Origin of the sequence: Streptomyces sp. NBC_00287, from assembly GCF_036173105.1 — a bacterium.
GTDB lineage: Bacteria > Actinomycetota > Actinomycetes > Streptomycetales > Streptomycetaceae > Streptomyces.
Window position 1 is genome coordinate 4,948,703 of the sequence record NZ_CP108053.1, and the last position, 20,980, is coordinate 4,969,682.

Annotated in this window: 17 protein-coding genes; 8 read left to right on the forward strand and 9 right to left on the reverse strand. The window is 70.9% G+C overall.

The window, feature by feature from the left end; all coding sequences use genetic code 11:
* Nucleotides 1–188 precede the first annotated feature (188 nt).
* From OHT76_RS22575 to OHT76_RS22585, 3 genes are read left to right on the forward strand one after another with little or no spacing between them, the layout of a single operon-like run.
* Entirely contained in the window at nucleotides 189–785 is a 597-nt protein-coding gene (locus tag OHT76_RS22575) for a DUF4956 domain-containing protein (RefSeq protein ID WP_328872665.1), read from the forward strand.
* Entirely contained in the window at nucleotides 782–1,561 is a 780-nt protein-coding gene (locus OHT76_RS22580) for a polyphosphate polymerase domain-containing protein (RefSeq protein ID WP_328872666.1), read from the forward strand. The genes OHT76_RS22575 and OHT76_RS22580 overlap by 4 nt, the downstream gene beginning before the upstream one ends.
* Nucleotides 1,558–3,366 (forward strand): carbohydrate-binding domain-containing protein, encoded by a 1,809-nt coding sequence (locus OHT76_RS22585; protein ID WP_328872667.1) that lies wholly within the window; start codon nucleotides 1,558–1,560, stop codon nucleotides 3,364–3,366. The genes OHT76_RS22580 and OHT76_RS22585 overlap by 4 nt, the downstream gene beginning before the upstream one ends.
* A 14-nt stretch (nucleotides 3,367–3,380) precedes the next feature.
* On the opposite strand, the gene OHT76_RS22590 is transcribed toward OHT76_RS22585, so the two are convergent.
* The 3 genes from OHT76_RS22590 to OHT76_RS22600 form a co-directional block, all read right to left on the reverse strand.
* Nucleotides 3,381–3,746: a PH domain-containing protein gene (locus OHT76_RS22590; RefSeq protein ID WP_328872668.1), complete on the reverse strand. Its 366-nt coding sequence runs from the start codon at nucleotides 3,744–3,746 to the stop codon at nucleotides 3,381–3,383.
* Between the two features lie 131 nt (nucleotides 3,747–3,877).
* Nucleotides 3,878–5,596 carry a methionine--tRNA ligase gene (gene metG / locus OHT76_RS22595; RefSeq protein WP_328872669.1) on the reverse strand — a complete coding sequence of 573 codons (1,719 nt, stop codon included), beginning with the start codon at nucleotides 5,594–5,596 and terminating at the stop codon, nucleotides 3,878–3,880.
* A gap of 124 nt (nucleotides 5,597–5,720) precedes the next feature.
* The gene (locus tag OHT76_RS22600; RefSeq protein ID WP_328872670.1) at nucleotides 5,721–7,328 is read right to left on the reverse strand and encodes a VWA domain-containing protein; all 1,608 of its coding nucleotides are present in this window, start codon (nucleotides 7,326–7,328) and stop codon (nucleotides 5,721–5,723) included.
* 224 nt (nucleotides 7,329–7,552) lie between these two features.
* Here OHT76_RS22600 and OHT76_RS22605 point away from each other — a divergent pair, with 224 nt between their 5' ends.
* Nucleotides 7,553–9,610: a PhoX family protein gene (locus OHT76_RS22605; RefSeq protein WP_328872671.1), complete on the forward strand. Its 2,058-nt coding sequence runs from the start codon at nucleotides 7,553–7,555 to the stop codon at nucleotides 9,608–9,610.
* Here the strand turns inward: OHT76_RS22605 and OHT76_RS22610 are convergent.
* The gene (locus tag OHT76_RS22610; protein WP_328872672.1) at nucleotides 9,550–10,536 is read right to left on the reverse strand and encodes a LysR family transcriptional regulator; all 987 of its coding nucleotides are present in this window, start codon (nucleotides 10,534–10,536) and stop codon (nucleotides 9,550–9,552) included. The two genes, OHT76_RS22605 and OHT76_RS22610, sit on opposite strands and share 61 nt — an antisense overlap.
* Nucleotides 10,537–10,724: 188 nt before the next feature.
* Here OHT76_RS22610 and snpA point away from each other — a divergent pair, with 188 nt between their 5' ends.
* Nucleotides 10,725–11,390, forward strand: a complete 666-nt coding sequence (gene snpA, locus OHT76_RS22615; RefSeq protein ID WP_443049821.1) for a snapalysin — start codon at nucleotides 10,725–10,727, stop codon at nucleotides 11,388–11,390.
* 62 nt (nucleotides 11,391–11,452) lie between these two features.
* On the opposite strand, the gene OHT76_RS22620 is transcribed toward snpA, so the two are convergent.
* From OHT76_RS22620 to OHT76_RS22630, 3 genes are read right to left on the reverse strand one after another with little or no spacing between them, the layout of a single operon-like run.
* Nucleotides 11,453–13,393, reverse strand: a complete 1,941-nt coding sequence (locus tag OHT76_RS22620) for an FUSC family protein (protein WP_328872673.1) — start codon at nucleotides 13,391–13,393, stop codon at nucleotides 11,453–11,455.
* Nucleotides 13,394–13,420: 27 nt separating this feature from the next.
* Nucleotides 13,421–14,395 carry an endonuclease/exonuclease/phosphatase family protein gene (locus tag OHT76_RS22625; protein ID WP_443049822.1) on the reverse strand — a complete coding sequence of 325 codons (975 nt, stop codon included), beginning with the start codon at nucleotides 14,393–14,395 and terminating at the stop codon, nucleotides 13,421–13,423.
* A 60-nt stretch (nucleotides 14,396–14,455) separates the two neighbouring features.
* Nucleotides 14,456–15,295, reverse strand: a complete 840-nt coding sequence (locus OHT76_RS22630; RefSeq protein ID WP_328872674.1) for a hypothetical protein — start codon at nucleotides 15,293–15,295, stop codon at nucleotides 14,456–14,458.
* Between the two features lie 153 nt (nucleotides 15,296–15,448).
* On the opposite strand from OHT76_RS22630, the gene OHT76_RS22635 reads away from it, so the two are divergent.
* Nucleotides 15,449–15,997 carry an SH3 domain-containing protein gene (locus OHT76_RS22635; protein WP_328872675.1) on the forward strand — a complete coding sequence of 183 codons (549 nt, stop codon included), beginning with the start codon at nucleotides 15,449–15,451 and terminating at the stop codon, nucleotides 15,995–15,997.
* 56 nt (nucleotides 15,998–16,053) lie between these two features.
* On the opposite strand, the gene OHT76_RS22640 is transcribed toward OHT76_RS22635, so the two are convergent.
* A complete protein-coding gene (locus OHT76_RS22640) occupies nucleotides 16,054–16,500 on the reverse strand; it encodes a hypothetical protein (protein WP_328872676.1) in 447 nt (148 codons plus the stop codon).
* 112 nt (nucleotides 16,501–16,612) lie between these two features.
* Here OHT76_RS22640 and OHT76_RS22645 point away from each other — a divergent pair, with 112 nt between their 5' ends.
* Nucleotides 16,613–17,803 carry a PP2C family protein-serine/threonine phosphatase gene (locus OHT76_RS22645; RefSeq protein ID WP_328872677.1) on the forward strand — a complete coding sequence of 397 codons (1,191 nt, stop codon included), beginning with the start codon at nucleotides 16,613–16,615 and terminating at the stop codon, nucleotides 17,801–17,803.
* A gap of 81 nt (nucleotides 17,804–17,884) precedes the next feature.
* Nucleotides 17,885–18,940 carry a hypothetical protein gene (locus OHT76_RS22650; protein WP_328872678.1) on the forward strand — a complete coding sequence of 352 codons (1,056 nt, stop codon included), beginning with the start codon at nucleotides 17,885–17,887 and terminating at the stop codon, nucleotides 18,938–18,940.
* Between the two features lie 7 nt (nucleotides 18,941–18,947).
* On the opposite strand, the gene OHT76_RS22655 is transcribed toward OHT76_RS22650, so the two are convergent.
* Nucleotides 18,948–20,918, reverse strand: coding sequence for a YncE family protein (locus tag OHT76_RS22655; RefSeq protein ID WP_328872679.1), 1,971 nt, complete (start codon nucleotides 20,916–20,918; stop codon nucleotides 18,948–18,950).
* Nucleotides 20,919–20,980: the final 62 nt, after the last annotated feature.

Here is a 20,980-nt window from a genome sequence, read left to right on the forward strand (position 1 = left end):
GCGTCGCGTGTCCGACGAAGTGGGCATGAGAGAAGGTGAACGTTATATGCAAGTAAATGAAAAGTGAAGCAAGTGAAAGTAACGGAAAGGACGGAACCTGTTCACTGCGGCTTCCCTCTTCATTCTTCTCAAGGTCGCTTAAGGCACCGCACAGCATCCGCACAGCAGACCCCCCGATGGTCATTGGCATGACCCCAACGGCCCTGCATCAGCTGGTACTCGTCGGCGCCGACCTCCTGGCCGTCGGCGCCCTCGTCTTCGGCGTCTACTTCCCGCGTCACCACCGCCGCGACCTGGTGGCCGCCTTTCTCGGCGTCAACGTCGGCGTGCTCGCCGTGGCGATGACGCTGAGCTCCACGTCGGTGGGGATCGGCCTGGGCATGGGCCTGTTCGGCGTGCTGTCGATCATCCGGCTGCGGTCGTACGAGATCGCCCAGCACGAGATCGCTTACTACTTCTCCGCCCTCGCCATCGGCCTGCTGAACGGGCTCCCCGCGGAGTTCGGTGTCCTGACCGGCGCTCTGACCGCACTGATCGTCGCCACCATGTACGTCGGCGATCACCCCCGTCTCTTCCCCCGGCACCAGCAGCGCACCCTGCGCCTGGACTCCGCCTACACCGACGACGACGCCCTGCGCGCCCACCTGGAGGCCCTGCTGGGCGGCCGGGTGCTGAACCTCTCCGTCAGAAGCGTCGACCTCGTCAACGACACCACCCACGTCGACGTGCGCTACCTCGCCCCGCAGCAGACCGGCATCCGCGCCGGACAGGGGGTACGGGCGTGACCGTGCTCGACTCCGTCGACACCCTGCGCCCGATCGGCCTCGACGAACTCGTCGCCCGCGCCGAGCTGCTGACCCGGGTGGACCGCAAGTACCTGCTGCCGGTCACCGACCTGCCGCTGGTACTCGGCGGGCTGGGAGAGGACGTACGGGTCCTGCAGATCGAAGGCGTACGGCAGTTCGGCTACCGCTCCGTGTACTTCGACACCCCGGAGCTGCACGGCTATCTGGCCACGGCCCGCCGCCGGCGCCGCCGCTTCAAGGTCCGCATCCGCAGCTACCTCGACTCCGGCCTGCACTTCCTGGAGGTCAAGACCCGCGGCCCGCGCGGTACGACCGTCAAGGACCGCATCCCCTACGACGGTGACCCGCACCGTCTCGACGCGTCCGCCCGCGAGTTCGCCGACGGGGTGCTCGCCGGGGCCGGGATCGACTCCGTGCGGTTCCGTCTCGTGCCGACGCTGACGTCGACGTACCGGCGCACCACCCTCTTCCTCCCGGCCACCGGCAGCCGGCTCACCGTCGACACCTCGCCGGCCTGGATCCTGCCCGACGGCACCGCAGCACTGCGCGCCCCGGACCGCGCGTTCGTCGAGACCAAGGCGGGCCGCGCCGGGTCCGGCGCCGACCGGCTGCTCTGGTCGCTGAAGCACCGTCCGGTCCCCGTGTCCAAGTACGGGACCGGGCTCGCCGCCCTGCGTCCCGACCTCCCCGCCCACCGGTGGCTGCCCGTGCTGCGCCGCCACTTTCCCACCGCACTCGACGGGAGCCCCGCATGAACCTCACCCCGATTCGCAGGCTGCGCAGAAGGGCCGTGGGCGTCCTCGCCTCGGCGGTCCTGGGCACGGCGGCCCTGGCCGGCTGCTCCTCGGACAACAGCGCTTCCGCTACGACGAGTTCGAGCAGCAGCAGCACATCGACCGTCACCGCGGACGGCAGCCAGGACGCGGCCACCGTGCTCGCCGACAACAAGGACGCCCATGTGGAGAGCGGGGACGACGTCGGGGCGGACGAGTCCGCCGCCGTGGACATCACGCTCGACGGGGGCTCCGCCTCGGTGGACGGCAACGGCGCACGGGCCGACGGCTCCACGGTGACCATCACCACCGGGGGCACCTACCGCCTCAGCGGGAAGCTCACCGAAGGGCAGATCGTCGTCAATGCCCAGGACGCGAGCGTCACGTTGATCCTCGACGGCGTCGACATCACCTCGTCCTCCGGTGCGGCCATAGCGGCGACGGAGGCCAAGGAACTCGTGGTCGTCCTGGCCGAGGGCAGCGACAACACCCTCACCGACACCGACTCCTACGCCGAGGACGCCGACGTGAACGCGGCTCTGTTCAGCGCGGGGGACCTGACGATCGCGGGCGACGGTTCGCTCACCGTGCACGGCAACGGCAACGACGGCATCGCGAGCAAGGACGGCCTGGTCGTCGACTCGGGGACGGTGAAGGTCGAAGCGGCCGACGACGGCATCCGCGGCAAGGACTACGTGGTGGTGTACGGCGGGACGGTGACCGTCACGGCAGGCGGCGACGGCGTGAAGTCCGACAACGACACCGACGAGGATGCCGGGTACATCGCGATCTCCGGTGGCACGGTGAAGGTGACAGCGGCCGGGGACGGCGTGGACGCGGCCACCGACCTGGTGATGACGGGCGGTCGCCTGACGTCCGTGGCGAAGGCCTCCGACGACTCCTCGGCGCACGGCCTGAAGTCGGGGGTGATCAGCGTCCTGGAGTCCGGCACGGTCACCGTGGACGCCTCCGCCGACGCCCTGCACAGCGACTCCGCCGTCCATCTGAACGGCGCGAAGGTCACCGCCGCCGCGGGCGACGACGGCATCCACGCCGAGGGGGATCTGGTGATCGGCAAGGGGACGCTGGAGATCACGACGTCGAACGAGGGCCTGGAGGGCAAGGACATCCTGGTCAGCGGCGGCTCTACGACGGTGAGGTCGAGCGACGACGGGGTGAACGCGTCGGGCAGCGAGTCGAACTCGTCAAACGCGCGGGGCGGCTTCGGCGGCGGTGAAGGGGCGGGCGACTACTCGGCCGAGGTCACCGGCGGCACCCTCGTCATCGACGCCGACGGCGACGGCTTCGACTCCAACGGCACGGCGGAGGTCACCGGCGGCACGGTGGTCGTCAACGGCCCGGAGATGAACGGCAACGGCGCACTCGACGTCAACGGCAGCTTCACGGTGAGCGGCGGCACCCTGCTCGCCGCGGGCAGCGCGGGCATGGCCGTCGCGCCGGACGAGGGCTCCGAGCAGGGCTGGCTGTCCGCGACGCTCGACTCGTCGGTCGTGGCGGGTACGACGCTGCACGTGGTGGACGCGGACGGCAAGGTCGTCGCCACGTACGTCACGTCGAAGGCGGTCCAGAACGTCGTCTTCTCCTCGTCCGCGATCAAGAGCGGTGAGGAGTACACGATCCGCGAGGGCGGCTCGGCGTCCGGGAAGACCACGGGCGGTCTCGCCGACTCCGGTGACCTGGGCGGCTCGGCCGGCACGATCGCCACGGTGACGGCGGGCGACGCCCCCGAAGGTGGGTTCGGGGGCGGCCCGGGCGGACGGCAGTAGGTGTGCCGCGCCGTCTACCGCGCGACGTGCTGCGTGAGGATCGCCTGAACCTCGTAGATGTCCACGCCCTTGGTGAAGGTCTTCGTGATCGGCAGCTGGGTGCCGGAGATCCAGATCTTCAGTTCGGCGTCCAGATCGAAGGTGCCGGCCGTCTCCACCGCGAAGTGGGTGATGCTGCGGTACGGGACGGAGTGGTACTCGACCTTCTTGCCCGTTATGCCCTGCTTGTCGACCAGGATCAGGCGGCGGTCGGTGAACATGATGACGTCACGCACCAGCTGGTACGCGGCCTGCACCTGCTCCCCCTGGCCGAGTAGCCGCGCGAAGTCCTGCGCGGCCTTGCCCGGGTCTACGGTGCTTGCGTTGCCGAAAAGTGCCATGGATGTGCCCCCCACATGTGGCTCAGATTGCTCAGATGTCCAGTCATGTCCCAGTAAGTCACTGGCTTCACATGATCTTCGCAATGTATAGCCTGCGGGGGGCGATCACCGATAGGTGCCGGTGGGAGCTGTTACTCGGCGGTGACGCCGCCGAAGCGCTCCTTGTACGTCTCCAGGTCCTCGTCCGTGAGCTTGGCGAACAGCACCGGCGGGACCGTGAAGGGCGTACCGGCGGGGACGAAGGAAAGGGACCTGGCCTCGTCCGCCGAGACCCAGGCCGCCGTGTCGTCGGCGAGCGCGAAGGCCTGCCGCATGGCCGCCGAGGTCGCCGGGATGAACGGCTCCGAGACCACCGCGTACAGGTGGATCAGGTTCATCGCCGTACGGAGGGTCAGGGCCGCGCCGTCCTTGTCGGTCTTGATCTCCAGCCAGGGGGCCTTCTCCTCCAGGTAGGAGTTGCCCGCGGACCACAGGGCGCGCAGCGCCGCGGCGGCCTTACGGAACTGGAGGGCCTCCATGTGCTCCTCGTACTCGGCGAGGAGGCGGGCGATCTCCTCGCCCAGGCGGGTCTCCGCCTCGCCGGGCTCGCCGCCCGCGGGGACGTCCTCGCCGAAGCGCTTCTTGGAGAAGGAGAGGACTCGGTTGACGAAGTTGCCCAGGGTGTCGGCCAGGTCCTTGTTCACCGTCGCCGTGAAGTGCTCCCAGGTGAAGGACGAGTCGTCCGACTCCGGGGCGTTGGCGATCAGGAAGTAGCGCCAGTAGTCCGCCGGGAGGATCTCCAGGGCCTGGTCGGTGAAGACGCCCCGCTTCTGGCTCGTGGAGAACTTTCCGCCGTAGTACGTCAGCCAGTTGAAGGCCTTGACGTAGTCGACCTTCTTCCACGGCTCGCGCACGCCCAGCTCGGTCGCCGGGAACATCACCGTGTGGAACGGGACGTTGTCCTTCGCCATGAACTCGGTGTAGCGGACGTCGGTGTCGACGTCGTACCACCACGACTTCCAGTCGCGGTTGTCCGGGTCCTGGTCCGCCCACTCCTTGGTCGCGCCGATGTACTCGATCGGGGCGTCGAACCAGACGTAAAAGACTTTGCCCTCGGCTGCCAGCTCCGGCCAGGTGTCGGCCGGGACCGGGACGCCCCAGTCCAGGTCGCGGGTGATGGCGCGGTCGTGCAGGCCCTCGTTCAGCCACTTGCGGGCGATCGAGGAGGCGAGGTGGGGCCAGTCGTCCTCGTGGCGGGCGACCCACTCCTCGACCTCGTGCTGCAGCTTGGACTGCAGGAGGAAGAGGTGCTTGGTCTCGCGGACCTCCAGGTCGGTGGAGCCGGAGATCGCGGAGCGCGGGTTGATGAGGTCCGTCGGGTCCAGGACGCGGGTGCAGTTCTCGCACTGGTCGCCGCGGGCCTTGTCGTAGCCGCAGTGGGGACAGGTGCCCTCGACGTAGCGGTCCGGGAGGAAGCGGCCGTCGGCGGGGCTGTAGACCTGGCGGATCGCGCGCTCTTCGATGAAGCCGTTCTCGTTCAGCTTGCGGGCGAAGTGCTGGGTGATGTCGCGGTTCTCCGGGCTGGAGCTGCGGCCGAAGTAGTCGAAGGCCAGCGCGAAGCCGTCGTAGACCGCCTTCTGCGCGTCGTGCGCCTGGGCGCAGAACTCGTCCACCGGGAGGCCCTGCTCCTTCGCGGCCAGCTCGGCGGGGGTGCCGTGCTCGTCGGTCGCGCAGATGTACAGGACGTCGTGGCCGCGCTGGCGGAGGTACCTGGCGTACACGTCCGCCGGGAGCATGGACCCCACCATGTTGCCCAGGTGCTTGATCCCGTTGATGTAGGGAAGGGCGCTGGTGATGAGGTGTCGAGCCATGGTGTGGCTGCTCCCAGGTCGGTCGGTTTACGAACCTTGAAATCGTAGCCGACATGGGTGGGCCGCCCGCTTCCCGTTTTAAGGGGTGGGAAGGGGCGGCCGGGGGCTTCTGGCTGTGGGGCGCTTACGGGCGCCAGTTCTCCAGTACGCCGGTGTAGAGCTCGGTGTCGGTGAGCTCGCGGGGGGTCGGGCCGGCGTGGAAGAACGACGTGTTGCCGGTCTTCAGCTTGCGGAGGTAGTCGAAGGCCTTGTTGTCGTGCTCACCGAAGGCGACGAAGGCGAAGTGGATGTGCGGGTGGTTCTTCGCGGCGTCGGTGAGGGCCTGGGTGGCGGGGGTCTTCGCGTCCGGGGCGCCGTCGGTCTGGAAGACGACCAGGGCGGGGGTGCCTTCGGGGGCCGTCTTCTGGTGGGTGGTGACGACTTCCTCGACGGCTACGTGGTAGCTGGTGCGGCCCATGCGGCCCAGGGCCGCGTGCATTTCGTCGATCTTGTTCTCGTGGTCGGTGAGGGTGAGCTCGCCGGTGCCGTCGAGTTCGGTGGAGAAGAAGACGACCTGGACCGTGGCCTCGGGGTCGAGGTGCGCGGCGAGGGCGAGAGTCTGCTCGGCGAGGGCCTGGGCGGAGCCGTCCTTGTAGTACGGGCGCATGCTCGCGGAGCGGTCGAGGACGAGGTAGACCTTGGCGGGGGTGGTGATGTCCCTGGCCTTGAGGGCGGTGGCTGCGGCGGTGTGTGCGGTGCGGAGGCCCTGGGGGAGGGTGAGGGTGTTCCCACCCGCACCACCCGTGTCACTTTCGTTGTCGGGTGCGGGTGGCCCCTGTGGGGCGGCCTCGCCGTCGGCGGCCGCGGGCTCGTCGACCACCGGCTCAGGTTCCACGGCTGCCACCGGCTCCGGCTCCGCTTCCAGCACGGGTTCCGGTTCCACCACAGGTTCCGGCTCCACGACCGGCTCGGCCTCCACGACCGGCTCCGGCTCGGGGGTGACCTCCGCCTCGGGCTCGGGCTCGACCGACTCGACTACCGGCTCGGCCTCCGCCACCGGCTCGACCACGGGCTCGGGCTCGACCGACTCGACTACCGGCTCGGCCTCCGCCACCGGCTCGACCACGGGCTCGGGCTCGACCGACTCGACTACCGGCTCGGCCTCCGCCACCGGCTCCACAACAGGCTCGGGCTCGACCACAGGCTCCGGCTCCAGGACCGGCTCGGCCTCCGCCACCGGCTCAGGCTCGACCACCAGCTCGGGCTCTGCCTCCGCCACCGGCTCAGGCTCGACCACCAGCTCGGGCTCTGCCTCCGCCACCGGCTCAGGCTCGACCACCAGCTCGGCCTCGGCCAACGCCACCGGCTCAGGCTCGGCCACCGGCTCGGGCTCGGCCTCCGCCACCGGCTCAGGCTCGACCACCGCCTCCGTAGGCTCCGCCTCCGCCCCCGCGGCAGCGGTCTGGTTCGGGACCGTGACCTTGTCGAAGGCCGCCGCCACCAGGTCGTGCTCGTCGTCCGTCGCCGGGCGGGGCTCCGGGACCTGGGCCGTTGCCGGCTCCGTGGGCGTCGGCTCGACGGCCTCCGTGGTCTCCGGCTCGGCGGCCTGTGCCGCCTCCGTCGGTGTCTGCTCCGTGGTCTCCGTAGGCTGCGTCGGCACGATCGGCGTCGTCCGTTCCGCACCCTCTGCCTCGGCCGTGCTCCCCTTTCGGGAGCGGCCGAATGCGTTCCGCAGGAGAGTGAGAATGCCCATGTGCGCAACCCTTCGCATGAGTTGATCCCGTCAATCCCTGGCCAGGACGGACACGTAAGGTTAGCCGCCCCGGACTGTGATCTTCGGCGCACCCACCCCCGACCTCGCAACGCGCCTACCGATACCTTCAGTTCACCCCTCGTTCAGATGTCGTCCCCGCGTTCGCACAAACATCCCCCTACCGTCCGTCAGGCTGGATCCAAGGGGAAGCAAGGGGAAGAAAAGTGCGCATTCCGCTGCCGCTCATCAGAACAAACGGCTCGCATCCCGGTGGCCGTTCCGCCATGACCTGCCGTTTCCGGTGTGGTGACGCCTGTTTCCACGAGGTGCCCAACACCACCGCCAACCCGTACGTCGGCGACGTCATCGCCGGCGCCCTGAGCCGCCGTAGCGTGATGCGTGCCGCCGCCGTCGTGACCGCCGCGGCCGCCGCCGGTACCGCTGCCGCCGCCGCGCCCGTCGCCGCCGCGCCCGCCACCACGGGCAGGCCCACCACGAACCAGGGCGCCCGCGGCCTGCGCTTCACCGCCGTCGCGCCCAACACCGCCGACGCCGTCACCGTGCCTGAGGGCTACGGCCAGAATGTCGTCATCCGCTGGGGTGAGCCCATTCTGCGCGGTGCGCCCGCTTTTGACCCGGAGAAGCAGACCGCGAAGGCGCAGGCCCAGCAGTTCGGCTACAACTGCGACTTCCTCGCCCTGCTCCCGCTGCCCGGCGAGTACAACCGGCAGATCCTCGTCGCCAACCACGAGTACACCGACGAGATCCTGATGTTCCGCGGCTACGACGCCGCCAACCCCACCCGCGAGCAGGTCGAGATCGCCTGGGCCGCGCACGGGTTGTCCGCCGTCGTGGTGGAGGGCAACAAGAAGAACGGGCAGCTCAAGCCCGTTCCCCGGCACCCGCTCAACCGGCGTATCACCGCCACCACCGAGTTCCGGATCACCGGCCCCGCCGCCGGCTCCGACCTGCTCAAGACCTCCGCCGACCCGACCGGCACCAAGGCCCTCGGCACCCTCAACAACTGCGCCGGCGGCACCACCCCGTGGGGCACCACGCTGCACGGCGAGGAGAACTTCAACCAGTACTTCGCCAACAGCAGCCGCGCCACGGACAAGCGGTACGGCATCGGCACCGGCGCCACCGAGCGCAAGTGGGAGCTCTTCGACAAGCGCTTCGACGTCGCCCAGGAGCCCAACGAGGTGCACCGCTTCGGCTACGTCGTCGAGCTCGACCCGTACGACCCGCACTCCACACCCCGCAAGCACACCGCGCTCGGCCGCTTCAAGCACGAGGGCGCGACCGTGCGGCTCACCGACGACGGCCGTCCCGTCGTCTACACCGGTGACGACGAGCGCTTCGACTACTTCTACAAGTTCGTCGGCAGCAAGCGGATGAAGAAGGGCTCGTCGAGGGCTGTGCGCGAGCACAATCTTTCGCTGCTCGACGAGGGCACCCTCTACGTCGCCAAGCTCACCGGTGACTCCCCCGCCATCGAGATCGACGGCACCGGCAAGCTGCCGAGTGACGGTGAGTTCGACGGCAGTGGCGAGTGGATTCCGCTGGCCACCGCCACCGCCGACGGTGCTGTGTCCCACGTGGACGGTATGACCGCCGAGGAGGTGTTCGTCTTCACCCGGCTCGCCGGTGACAAGGTCGGCGCCACCAAGATGGACCGCCCCGAGGACGTCCAGCCCAACCCGCACACCGGCAAGGTGTACGTCGCCCTCACCAACAACACCAACCGCGGCAAGACCGGCTTCGCCCCCGCGGACGAGGCCAACCCGCGCAACAGCAACAAGCACGGCCAGATCCTGGAGCTGACCGAGCGCTGGAACCGCGCCGAGTCCACCAAGTTCGCCTGGAGCCTCTTCCTGGTCGCCGGTGACCCGAACGACCCGGCCACCTACTTCGCGGGCTTCCCGAAGGACCAGGTCTCCCAGATCTCCTGCCCGGACAACGTGGCCTTCGACCCGCACGGCAACCTGTGGATCTCCACCGACGGCGCCCAGCTCGGCTCGCACGACGGCCTCTTCGGTGTCGCTACGCGCGGTGACCGGCGTGGTGAGCTCAAGCAGTTCCTGACCGTGCCGAAGGGCGCCGAGACCTGCGGCCCGATCATCCAGGACCGCCGTGTCCTGGTCGCCGTGCAGCACCCGGGCGAGCTCGACGGCGCGACCGTCGAGAACCCGCTGAGCACCTGGCCCGACGGGCCCGGCAGCTACGTCCGCCCGGCCGTCGTGGCCGTGTGGCGCAAGGACGGCTGCGACATCGGCGTCTGATCCCGCAGCGGGGGCGGTGAGCCGGGCAGGGCACTCGAGTACGCCGGTGCCTGCCTCGCCGCCTCCCAGTACGCCTCCTCCAGCGCGGGATACACCCCGTCCAGGTCCGTCTCCGTGCGGGCCGCGAGCAGGAGTCGTACGCCCAAGGGGTCGCCGCGCAGTCGTCGTACCGCCATGTCCGGGCGCGGCAGCGACGTCGGCTGGCAGACCGTGACCACCTCGCCCGTCGCCACCAGGGCCGCTGCCGTGTGGTAGTCGCCGTGCAGGACGTCGGGGTCGACTCCGGCCGTGCGGAACATACGGCGGACCGCGTCCCACTCCCCGTCGACCGTCGGGTCGATCATCCAGCGGTCGTCGGCGAGGTCGTACAGGTCGACCTCCTGTTTCGCCGTCGCCGGATGGTCGGCCGGCAGCGACACGAACTGCGGCTCGCGTTCCAGCAGGACTCGGATGCGCAGCTCCCCGGGGATGCGCAGCGGGCTGCCCTCCACCTCGTGCACGAAGGCGACGTCGAGCTGGCCGTCGGCGACCATGCGCAGCAGGGTGTTGGCGGAGACGTTCATATGGAGGGTGGGCTCCTGGCCGCCCGCGCGCAGCCGGCGCAGCCAGCCCGCGAGTGCTCGGCTGGCGGTGGAGCCGACCCGTAGACGCGGTCCGCCCGCCGCTGCCTGGCGAGCCTCGGCTACCAGGGAGCGCATCTCGGCCACCAGCGGACGGGCGCGGCTGAGCACCAGGCGGCCCAGCGGGGTGGGACGGCAGCCGGTGCGTGCCCTGAGGAACAGCGCGCCGCCCAGCTCCTGCTCGATCCGGCGCAACTGCGTGCTCAACGACGGCTGGGCGACACCGAGTTGCCGCGCGGCCCGGTGCAGACTGCCGGTGTCGGCTATGGCGCACAGTGCGCGGAGGTGCCTGACCTCGAGCTCCATGCCCTTGGAGCCTAAAGCGGAATCAGAGCTTTCACCAGACGCACAAATCCCGGCCGACACACGCGAATTGGGCATCCGACAGCCCGGCACCCGATAGCCCGGCCCTATCGCCGGTTGCCATCATCACAGCGGCCGCACAGGCGTCGACACTCACCGATGACGACTCACCCCCCACCAAGGAGTCATCGATGCGCATGTCCACGTCCATGTCCCTGTCCGTGCGTACGGCCGCCGCAGTCGCCGTAAGCCTGGCGACTCTCGGCCTCACCGCCCCCGCCTCGGCGGCAGCACCCGCCCCGCACGCCGGCTACACCTCCACCACCGCCTCCGAAGAAGCCGCCAACCGCGCCTTCTTCCAGGCCGTCCTGGAGTCCGTCGCCGAGAAGCGCGCGGCGCACCCGAAGAGCACCGCGGCCGTCACCGTCGTCTACGACGCCTCGGGTGCGCCCGCGTTCAGCGCGCAGATAGCCCGCTCCACCGAGATATGGAACAGCTCGGTGGCGAACGTGAAGCTCCAGCAAGGTTCCAACGCCGACTTCACCTACCGCGAGGGCAATGACCCGCGCGGCTCCTACGCCTCGACCGACGGTCACGGCAGCGGCTACATCTTCCTCGACTACGCGCAGAACCAGGAGTACGACTCCACGCGCGTCACCGCCCACGAGACCGGCCATGTCCTCGGGCTGCCGGACCACTACGAGGGCCCGTGCAGCGAGCTGATGTCGGGCGGCGGCCCCGGCCCGTCCTGCACGAACGCCAACCCGGACGCGAACGAGCGGGCCCGGGTGGAGCAGCTGTGGGCGAACGGGCTCGCGGCGGCGATGGACAAGGCCCTGGAGAAGTCGGGCCGTTAGCGCCACCCCCCACACGGTGCGGCCGCCCTTCCTGCACAGGGGCGGCCGCACCCATCTGCTTCTCAACGCGGCGATGCGATCGCCCGGGCCGCTGCCACCTCCTGGCGCAGGGGCTCCAGGACGCTGCCCGAGGGGCCGGTGAGGTCGGTGCGTACCGCGTAGAGCACGTCCACCTCACGCAGCCCGTCCGACAACTCCCGTAGTTGCCGGGCCACTTGGGAGATCTCGGCCTGCGACGGCGGCTGCGCGCCGTGCTTCACCCGCACCCTCGCCGCCGTCGTCGCGTCGACGATCCGCTCCACCGCTACGACCAGCGGCCACCAGGCAGCCGCCCGGCGTCCGGTGGGCGGAGGTTCGGTCAGGGCGCGCTGGAACTCCGTACGGATGGCGGACAGGTCGCGGTAGAGGCGGCGGCGCATCCGGGCACGGGCGGGCGGGTCCACGGCGTTCGTGCCGAAGGCGCCCTCCACATAGCGCGCGGTGTCGGCCACCGCGTCCGCGAGCCGGTCCCCGACCCGGGTGCCCCAGCTCTCCGGCCACAGCAGATACCCGGCGATCAGCGCGATGCCGCAGCCGATCAGCGAGTCCACCAGGCGGGGCAGGAGCAGGGCGGTGCCCTGCTGGTTCAGTACGTCGGACAGGAGCAGGATCACCGGGGTGATGGCGGCGGTCTGATAGCCGTAGCCGCGCGGGGTGAGGACCGGGATCAGCGGGGCGAGCAGCAGCATCACCGGTACGTCCCACCAGCCCCTCGGCACCTCCGCGAGCACCGCCGCCGCGACGACCAGACCGGCGACCGTGCCCAGCGCGCGCAGCAGGGCCCGGGAGAAGACCGAGCCGAAGTCGGGCTTCATCACGAAGGTGATGGTCAGCGCCACCCAGTAGGAGCGCGGCACCGGCACGATCGACACCAGTACCTGGGCCACGCCGATGCACAGGGCCAGGCGCAGTCCGTAGCGCCAGGAGGCGGCGGACAGGGCGACGTTGCGGGCGGCGCGGGCGGCCCGGATGCCCAGGGCGGCGGGGCGGCCGAGGCGGTCGTCGATGCCGCGCGGGTCCACATCGGGGGCGGCGACCACGTCGGCGGCGTGGCGCAGGGCGTGGTCGACGGCGCGGGCGGTCTCGGTCGTCGGGGTGGGGAGCTTGAGCCCTATCGGGCCGGTGAAGCCGGTCTCCACGGCCTGCGCGAGATGCCGTACCGCCTCGGGGAGTTCGGGCGGCAGGGGCTTGCCGTCCTGGTGCGCGGCGGGGGCGGCCTCCACGACCGGGATGACCGCGTTCAACTGGGCGAGCAGCCGGGTCAGTTCGGGGCTGCGGCCGTGCTGGCGGGTGCGGCGGGCGAGGACGAGGTCGTACGACTGGTTCAGGGACTGGGTGACGGTGTGCCGGGTCTCGTCGTAGGTCTCCGGGCGGCCCGTCGCCGCCAGTAGATCGGCGACCGTGCGGTAGGTGTCGGCCACCGCGGTCCGCTCCGGGATCCCGCCGCGCAGTGGCCAGGCGAGCAGGGCGAGCAGCAGTACGAGCAGGCCGCCGCCGGTCACCAGCAGCGGCGCCAGCCACCATTCGCCGGGCATCGGCAGACCCGCGCCGACCACGGAGTTCAGCAGCAGAAGCAGCCCCGATACGGAGGCCACCGCCCCGATCGTCGAGATCATCCCGGAGATCAGCGCGACGGCGGTCACGACGGCGACCGCGATCCACCCGTGCCCGAACACCAGCGAGCCGACGGTGATGCCGACGGCGCCGAAGAGCTGCGGTACGGCGATGTTGAGGATCCGCATGCGGTAGGCGTCGGCGGTGTCGCCGATGACCCCGGAGAGGGCACCCATGGAGGCGAGTGCCCCGTACGTCGGCTTGTCGACCGCGAGCCCGACGGCGAGCGGCAGCGTCATCGCGATGGCGGCTCGTGCCACGGCGGCCCGGTTGACGGGCGCCGGCTGTGCCTGGAGGTTCCGGACCAGCCAGTCGGGAGGGGTGAGGCCGATGGGGAACTCGCGGGACATGCGCCCATTATGGGCGGGCGGCGCAGGTCAGTCGGGCCGGTGAAGGGTGACGTCCACGACGACGGCCCGGTGATCGGTGTCGGCCAGGTCCAGGAAGCGGGCCTTGCGGGCGGAGAAGTCCTTGGACACGAGTACGTGGTCGATCTGGACGCCGAGCGTGGGTGCCGTGCGGGACGGCCAGGTGGGGGTCCGGTCCTCGTCGGTCAGCCGGGCCGCGTCGCGCAGACCGGCGTCCAGGATGTGACGGAAGGCGGCGTGGTCCTGGGAGGCGTTGAAGTCCCCGGCGAGGATCGTCGGCGCGCCCTCGCCGGCCGCCGCGAAGTCCCGCAGGTCGCCCAGCTCCCGTTTCCATGCGTCGACATGGCCCGGCAGCGGGGGCATGGGGTGCGCGAGTTGCAGCCTTACGGCGTGCCCGTCCACCTCGGCGACGGCGCCGGGCATGCCCATGGTGCCGGGGACGCCGTCGGTGGCCCGGAGCGGGAAGCGGCTGAGGATCACGGACCCCTTGGAGCCGTTGCCCGCCACGGCCGCCCGGTGCGGATAGTCGAGTTGCTCCAGCCGCTTCTCGCACGTCCGCTCGCACTCCGACACGAACACCACCTCCGGGTTCTCCCGGCGCAGGGCTGCGACGAGGGCATCGGTGCCGTGTCCGAACTCGATGTTCGAGGTCAGCACCCGGAAGGAGGCGAGGGCGGGCCCGCTGGGGCCGCCGGTCCTGCCGTACGGCTCGATGAACCACGCGAGCAGCCCGAGCACCACGACACCCCACACCACACCGACCCACCAGCGCGCGATCAGAGCACCGAGCAGTCCAAGGCCCGTGGGCACGAGCAGCCACGGCAGGAAGGCCAGCAACTGCGGTACGGGCGTGATCCCGTCGGTGTCCGCGACCCGGCAGCCGACGACGACGCTCACCCCGGCCAGCAGCAGCCCGGCGCACCAGGCCATGAACCGCCGTCCGCCCGCCCGGGTGTCCACCCGTTCCTCGACCGCAGTGCCCAACTCCCAGCCCCTCGCTCAAGGAACAGGATCCCTCAGGACTTCTCCCTGAAGGCTTCTCCCTCAAGGACGAGACGCCGACACCGAAGGTTGCCGCCGCCGCGTCAGCAGCCAGGTACCCAACGCCACCGCGAGCCCCACCGCGACCAGTAGCCAGGACACCGTGCGCAGGGTCGCGGTGAGCGCGTCGTACACCGCGCCCGCGGCCGGGCGGTGGACGTCCTCGGGCAGGTCGGCCAGGGTCAGTCGGCGGCCCAGGGCGACGGCGAGGGCGAGGAACGCGCCGCCCAGCGCCGTACCCAGCGCGGTCGCGGTCACCGCGCGTCGGCGGCAGGCGGCGACGGCGATCCCGGCGACGGCGAGCACCGCGGCCGCGACGGGCAGCCAGAATCCGGCGATCTCCAGCACATGGAACCCCCGTCGCAGTCGGTCCAGTTCATCGGCGGGGAGCACGGCGACCTCGGTGTGCTCGACCGGGATCCGGCTCGCCAGCGGCATGTTGTCGGCGGCGAGCCGCGCCTTCACCTCGGCGGCGACCGGAGCGAGATCGACTCGCACCTCGCCCTCGCCGCCGTCCCGTACGGCGCGCAGGACGGCGTCGTGGACGGCCCGGTTGCCGCTGTCCCAGGCGGTGCGGAAGGCGTCGGTGCCGGTGAAGGAGCGCACCGCGTCGTGCACGAAGGGCCGCATCGGCGCCTCGGCGCCCGTCTCCCGCACGATCCCGTCCCCGACCGTGTGCGCGACGGCCTCCCGCACGGCCGGATCGGTGGCCAGCGGTGCCATCGCGGTGACATACCGGCCGGTGTCCGCGAGCCCGTACGACGCCCAGGCCGCCAGCGCGCCGAACGGCACCAGCAGGCAGGCCAGGGCGATCAGCGCGGCGGAGAGCGCGTTCCGGGTCACCGTTCCAGGCAAGGCGGCGGGGACACGGGGTGCCAGTCGGGGGCGCCGTATGGCCGAGTGGCCCGCACCCCTTGGGGGAACTGGGATCCCTGCTCTCCGGTGGAGGGTTCACCCGAACGGGTGTTTCCTGGTGCTGGGGAGAAGGAGGCGATCATGCGCACCACTCCGGCCCTGCGGACCCTGGCCGTAGCCCTGCTCACCGGCGGCTCTCTGATCGCCGCCACAGCGGGCGCGACGGCCGCCGCGGCAGCCCCGCCGACCTACGCCGACGGACGAGGCGGAGACGGTGGCGGCCATGGCGGTCCTATCTGGGGCACTGTCATTTCCCACACGAAGCTCAACGTCAGGCAGGCGCCGACCACGCACGCGCCCGTCGTCACCTCGCTCGCTCCTGGCAGCCAGGACCGCGTGGACTGCAAGGTCCGCGGCCAGAGCGTCAACGGCAACCCGGACTGGTACTGGCTCAAGGGCGCCCAGGGCTGGGCCAGCGCCGTCTTCGTCGACACCGGCGGGGCCCGCGTGCCGAACTGCTCGGACCCCTGTCCGGAGTGGAAGGACGGGTCCTGGACCAACTGGGACGAGCCGTTCACGAACGACTCCTGGAGCGTGTCCTCGTCCGGTTCGTGGAGCGCGTCCGGCTCGTGGAGCTGGAGCGCCTCCGGATCGTCGTCCAGCGCCTGGAGCTGGCTGGGCGGCTGGTGAGGGGAAGGTGAGGGAGCGCGTGGGCCCCGGCAGTCCTGCCGGGGCCCACGCGTGTGTCAGCGGGGCAGCGGATTGCCCTCGGCGTCCTCGTGTGTGTAGTAGCGGTAGAAGAACACCGCGAAGATGGCCGCCGTGATCAGCAGGCTCATGGTCACGGACCGCAGCACGCTGGCGCCGGTCTGGCTGTAGAGGAAGCCGAAGGCCGCGCCCGCGAAGGCGGACTTCGTCATGGAGTGCAGCTCCCGCTTCAGCTTGGGCGCCAGCACGGCCACCGCGATGCACAGCACCATGAACGCGATCGCTGTGACAAAGCCGAACAGGATGTTCCAGCCGGTGATCTCATCGCCGCCGCGCCGGTTGGCCGCGGCCCAGTAGCCGTAGACGAGCCCGAGGGCGACCGGGATCCCGTACCGAGCGATCTTGTGGGTGCGCTCGCTGAAGACATCGGGTGTGACCGAAACCCTGGCCATCGGGTGGCCGGGTGGGGGTACCGCATGAGCCATGGGAGCCTCCTCTTTCAGGTCTCTCTCGCCCCCGACCTCCAGAGCACACCCGGGGCACGGGCCCTGGCAAGTCGAAGATGCGAGGCGTGCACCCCCGTGTTTCGCTGGCGGCATGAGCGGGCGCGGACTGAGACCGGTGAGCGGTCCCCCGGCCCGGCTCCGGCGGCTTCCGGCCGCCGTTCCCCGGGACCGTCTCCAGCGGCATCAGATGCTGTGGCTGGGCGGCCGGAGCGTGGCGTGGATGCCGCCGCTGCTGCTGCTCGTCGGGATCGTGGTGACCGACTGGAACGCCGGGCGGGACTTCCGGATCATCTCCTGGCTGGTCCTCGTCCCCGGTATCGCCGCCGCGATCTGCGGGGTGTGGGGCACGGCCGCGTTCGCGGTGCTCACGACCCTCACCTATCTCGTCGCGGACAGGACCTGGCCCGAGGAGTTCCAGGCCGGGCTGCCCGACTTCCTGCTCACCGCGATCGGCGGTGTCCTCGCCACGCTGGCCTGCGCGATCCGGGTCAGCGGCGAGGAGCGGATGCTGCACATGCGGGATGTCACCGACACCATCCGCCGTACCGTGCTGCGCCCGCTGCCGCCCGGCTGGGGCGGCCTCGACCATGCCGCCGTGTATCTCACCGCAGATGTGGAGGCGGCGGTCGGCGGCGACTTCTACGACATCCAGCCCGGCCCGCACGGCACCCGCGTCCTCCTCGGCGACGTCCAGGGCAAGGGCCTCGGTGCGGTGGAGGCGGCCGCGGCCCTGCTCGGCACCTTCCGCGAGTCCGCCTACCACGAGCCGGACCTCGTCACCGTCGCCGAGCGCCTGGAGACCCGCATGATCCGGCACGCCGGCCACTGTGCAGCCCTGGGCCGCGACGACGCCGACCGCTTCGCCACCGCCGTCCTGCTGAGCTTCCCCGCCCATGACCCCGGCACCCTGGAATCGGTCGTCTTCGGCCACGATCCGCCCCTGGTCATCGGCCCTTCAGGGGTACGACAGCTGCCACCGGGCGAGGCGCTTCCGCTGGGCCTCGGCGAGCTGACCGGCACCCCGGAACCCCCGTCGGTGCTCCGCTCCCCCCTCGCCCCCGGTGAGACGGTCCTGCTCACCACCGACGGCGTGACCGAGGCCCGGGACGCCATCGGCACCTTCTACCCCCTCGCCGACGAGGTCGCCCGAGCCGTGGCCGCCGACCCCCGCCTCGCAGAACCCCGCCTCCTGGTCTCCTTCGTCCGCGACGGCACCCTGCGCCACTGCGGCGGCCTGCTCGCCGACGACACGACGGTGTTCGCGGTACGCCGGCCGGGGTGAAAGGGACACGGGTGCCCACCTTGGCAGCCGCAGCGGTTACGGTGCTGCGGTACGTGATCGACGGGGGATGGGGAGGGACCGATGCCCGGAACCGTGCTGCTGCTCGCCGCCTCACCGGCGGGCAAGGGCTGTCTGGTGGACGCGGCGTCCGTGCTCCCCGTCCTCGCGGCGGTACCGCCCGCCGTGCTCGCCGGCACGGACACGGCGAACGTCGTCGAACTCGCCGACCCCCTCGAACCGCAGGCCGTCCTGACCCGCCTGCGCGCAGCCGCGGCCGCTCCGGGACCGCTCACCGTGTTCATCACCGGGCAGCTCCAACTCGACCGTAAGCAAAGGCTGGTGCACCTGGCGCTGGCGCGGACGACTCCCTCGACGGTGCGCTATACGGCCTTGCCGTGGCACTGGGTGCGGGAGGAGCTGCGGTTGCGGGCGCCGGGCACGACGACTCTGGTGCTCGATCTGCACGCGGACGCGGAGACATGGGAGCTGCTGCGGACGCGGCCGCTCGACTCGGGGCACAGCAGCGCCGTTTACGGACGCATCGCGCCGCCGCCGGGACGGCGGACCGTGGCGGTGCCGTCGTACATGAGGGCGGTCGCGACGATTCTGCGCAGCGGACGGCGGCCCGCGCTCGCGGAGTTGCATCAGCAGGCGTTGGCAAGGGTGGGGAGCGAGGGGTACGCGGACCTCGTGCTCGGGGCGCCCGGGGTGGTGCGGGAGGCCGACCCGCACTCCGTCATCGCCGCCGCCGTCCAGTCCGGACGTCACCTAGACGCCGAGGCGCTCGCCGCCCGCCATGAGCAGACGGCCGTACAGGCACACGGCCCGGGTTCGCCCGAGGCCCTGCACTGGGCCGAAGTCCGGGCCGATCTGGCGATGTTCGCGGGGGATGCCGTCCGCAGTTGCCGTGCCTGGCTCGGCGTGGCGTCGGCTCGGCTGGCTGCCGGGCAGTCGGCGGCGGACCCGGACGTCGAGTCCGCCGTGGACCGGGCCCACCACCAGTGGGGCCGCATCGACGACCCGGCGCGGGCCCGTGAACTGGGGCCCGCGCTGGCCGACTTGAGGACGCGGGTGCCGGGACGGCGGCAGGGCGCGCTGGACCATGTCCAGCAGCAGTTGCAGCGGCTCAGCTCATGAAAACGGTTCAGCTCGTGAACGTGAAGTACTTCCAGGCGCCGTGCGTCGTGGAGTTCACGGTGTCGCCGTGGCCGTTGACGTACGAGTTGCGTATCCGGAAGCGGTAGCCGGTGGGCGGGGTGCCGGTGATCTGGACGGCGGAGCGGCCCGCGGAGTCCAGCGCGAAGTACTCGGACCCTGTGGTGTGCCAGGCGCCGCCGGAGTACACCTGCATCTGCAGCCGCTGCTGCCGGCCCGGGTAGGGAGGCAGCGTTGCCGTGAAGACCGGGTCCTTGGACTGGCGGAAGTAGTGGTAGGTGTGGCCCCAGTTGTACTGGGTCTTGTAGTGGCCGCTGACCGCAGTGGACACGCTCACCCTCGCGCCGACCGTGCTGGTCACCGAGCGCGGCTGGTAGCGGGCGTCACCGGCGAACTTCGCCGTGAGGGTGGTGTCGCGCTTGAGGTCCACGACGACCGACAGATTGCCGGAGGAGTTGACGACGCCGGACTTCACCAGCTTGTTCGGCTTGTCCGAGCCGAAGGGGTTGGCCCAGATCTCGACCTTGCGGTTCTTGTACGTCGTGCCCAGGTGCGCCGTGAACTTCACGTCGGCGCCGTAGCCGTAGACCTTGCCGTTGTTGTTCAGCGTCAGCGTCGGCTTGGTGCGGGATACCTCGACGGTGTCGGAGGCGAGCCGCGCCGCGTGCTCGGCGTCGCCCGCGTAGTGCACCGAGTACTTGACCTTGCCGCCGGCGGGCGGGGTGTCGGTGAAGGAGTAGCTGCCGTCCGCCTTGACCGTGACCGGCGCGAGCGTCTTGCCGTTCGGGGACTCCAGGTCGGTGCGGGTGACCGTCAGCTGGATGCCGACGGGCAGGGCGACCCGGGAGGTGACCTTGCCGGTGACCGTGAGCTTCTGGGCACGCGGCGCGCTCGCCGGGGCGTTCACGGTGATGCTGGTGACCGCCTTGGTGGGGGCGGTCAGAGAGCGCAGGGAGTAGACGCCCTCGCTGTTGTACGTCACCGCGAACAGGCGGGAGGCGTCCGGCGCGAAGGCCAGACCGGAGTCCGGGAGCACGTCGGAGCCGCTGGTGTTCCCGGTGTTGGGGAAGTCGTATTCGCGGACCGACGTGGTGGAGCCCGGCTTGTAGATGTAGACGTCCGGCGAGTACCAGCCGTCTATGCCCGCCGCGAGGGTGCCGTCGGCGGCGATGGCGACGGAGTTCGGGTAGGCGTCGCTGGCGTAGCTGCCGTCCGCGGTGAGGTCGGCGGTCTTGAACACCTGGTGCTTGTACGGGGCCCCGCTCGCGACGACGACGTCCTGGCCGTCCGGGGTGACCTGGAGGTCACCGAGGTTGCTGCCGCCGTCGGAGTTCGCGGCGAGCCGGGTGGCGGTGCCGGTGGAGACGTCGTACGAGGCCAGGGTGACCGGGCTCTGCCCGACCGCGCCCGCGACCAGGGTGTCCGAGCCGGGCGCCGCGTCCAGCATCGGCGCCTGGTACCAAAGGCGCGTCGGGTCCTGGTCGAGGGTGACGACGGGCTGCTCGCCGCTGAGGTCGACCGAGCCGATGTTGCCCTCGGCGGCGGCGCCGTACCCGAACCAGAGCTTGCCGCCGGCCAGGGCGACGCTCATCGGGGAGTCGCCGACCGCGTAGCGGGCGGACTCGGTGCCGGTCGCGGTGTCGAGGGCGACGATCAGGTCCGCGCCCTGCACGGCCGCGTACAGCGTGCCGGAGTCGGCGGACAGTTCCAGGCCGGTGACGCCGGGCAGGCCCGCGACCTGCTGGACGACGGTTCCGGCGTAGTCGGTGACGACGATCTTGCCGTTGCTCGGGTCGCTGACGAAGACCCGCTGGTGGACACCGTCCACCACGATGTCGGCGGTCGACCTGACCGGCAGCGTCTTGGTGGAGTCGGCGGCGGCCGGTACGGCGGCGAGCGCCGCCGAGCTGATGAGGACCGCCAAAGTGGTGGCGGCCGTGGTGAGGGTGCGTCTGCGCACGCTTTTTCGAACCCCCCGGAACGAAAGGATGTGGGTGCCACCGGGCGGGCCCCGGTGTGTGG

Bases quoted from the DNA above. Each gene is read 5' to 3' on its own strand.
- OHT76_RS22645 (WP_328872677.1), top strand. From the start codon at position 16,613: ATGAGCGGGCGCGGACTGAGACCGGTGAGCGGTCCCCCGGCCCGGCTC.
- OHT76_RS22610 (WP_328872672.1), bottom strand. From the start codon at position 10,536: ATGGAGCTCGAGGTCAGGCACCTCCGCGCACTGTGCGCCATAGCCGAC.
- OHT76_RS22635 (WP_328872675.1), top strand. From the start codon at position 15,449: ATGCGCACCACTCCGGCCCTGCGGACCCTGGCCGTAGCCCTGCTCACC.
- snpA (WP_443049821.1), top strand. From the start codon at position 10,725: ATGCGCATGTCCACGTCCATGTCCCTGTCCGTGCGTACGGCCGCCGCA.
- OHT76_RS22620 (WP_328872673.1), bottom strand. From the start codon at position 13,393: ATGTCCCGCGAGTTCCCCATCGGCCTCACCCCTCCCGACTGGCTGGTC.
- OHT76_RS22590 (WP_328872668.1), bottom strand. From the start codon at position 3,746: ATGGCACTTTTCGGCAACGCAAGCACCGTAGACCCGGGCAAGGCCGCG.
- OHT76_RS22575 (WP_328872665.1), top strand. From the start codon at position 189: ATGACCCCAACGGCCCTGCATCAGCTGGTACTCGTCGGCGCCGACCTC.
- metG (WP_328872669.1), bottom strand. From the start codon at position 5,596: ATGGCTCGACACCTCATCACCAGCGCCCTTCCCTACATCAACGGGATC.
- OHT76_RS22600 (WP_328872670.1), bottom strand. From the start codon at position 7,328: ATGGGCATTCTCACTCTCCTGCGGAACGCATTCGGCCGCTCCCGAAAG.
- OHT76_RS22650 (WP_328872678.1), top strand. From the start codon at position 17,885: ATGCCCGGAACCGTGCTGCTGCTCGCCGCCTCACCGGCGGGCAAGGGC.
- OHT76_RS22640 (WP_328872676.1), bottom strand. From the start codon at position 16,500: ATGGCTCATGCGGTACCCCCACCCGGCCACCCGATGGCCAGGGTTTCG.
- OHT76_RS22585 (WP_328872667.1), top strand. From the start codon at position 1,558: ATGAACCTCACCCCGATTCGCAGGCTGCGCAGAAGGGCCGTGGGCGTC.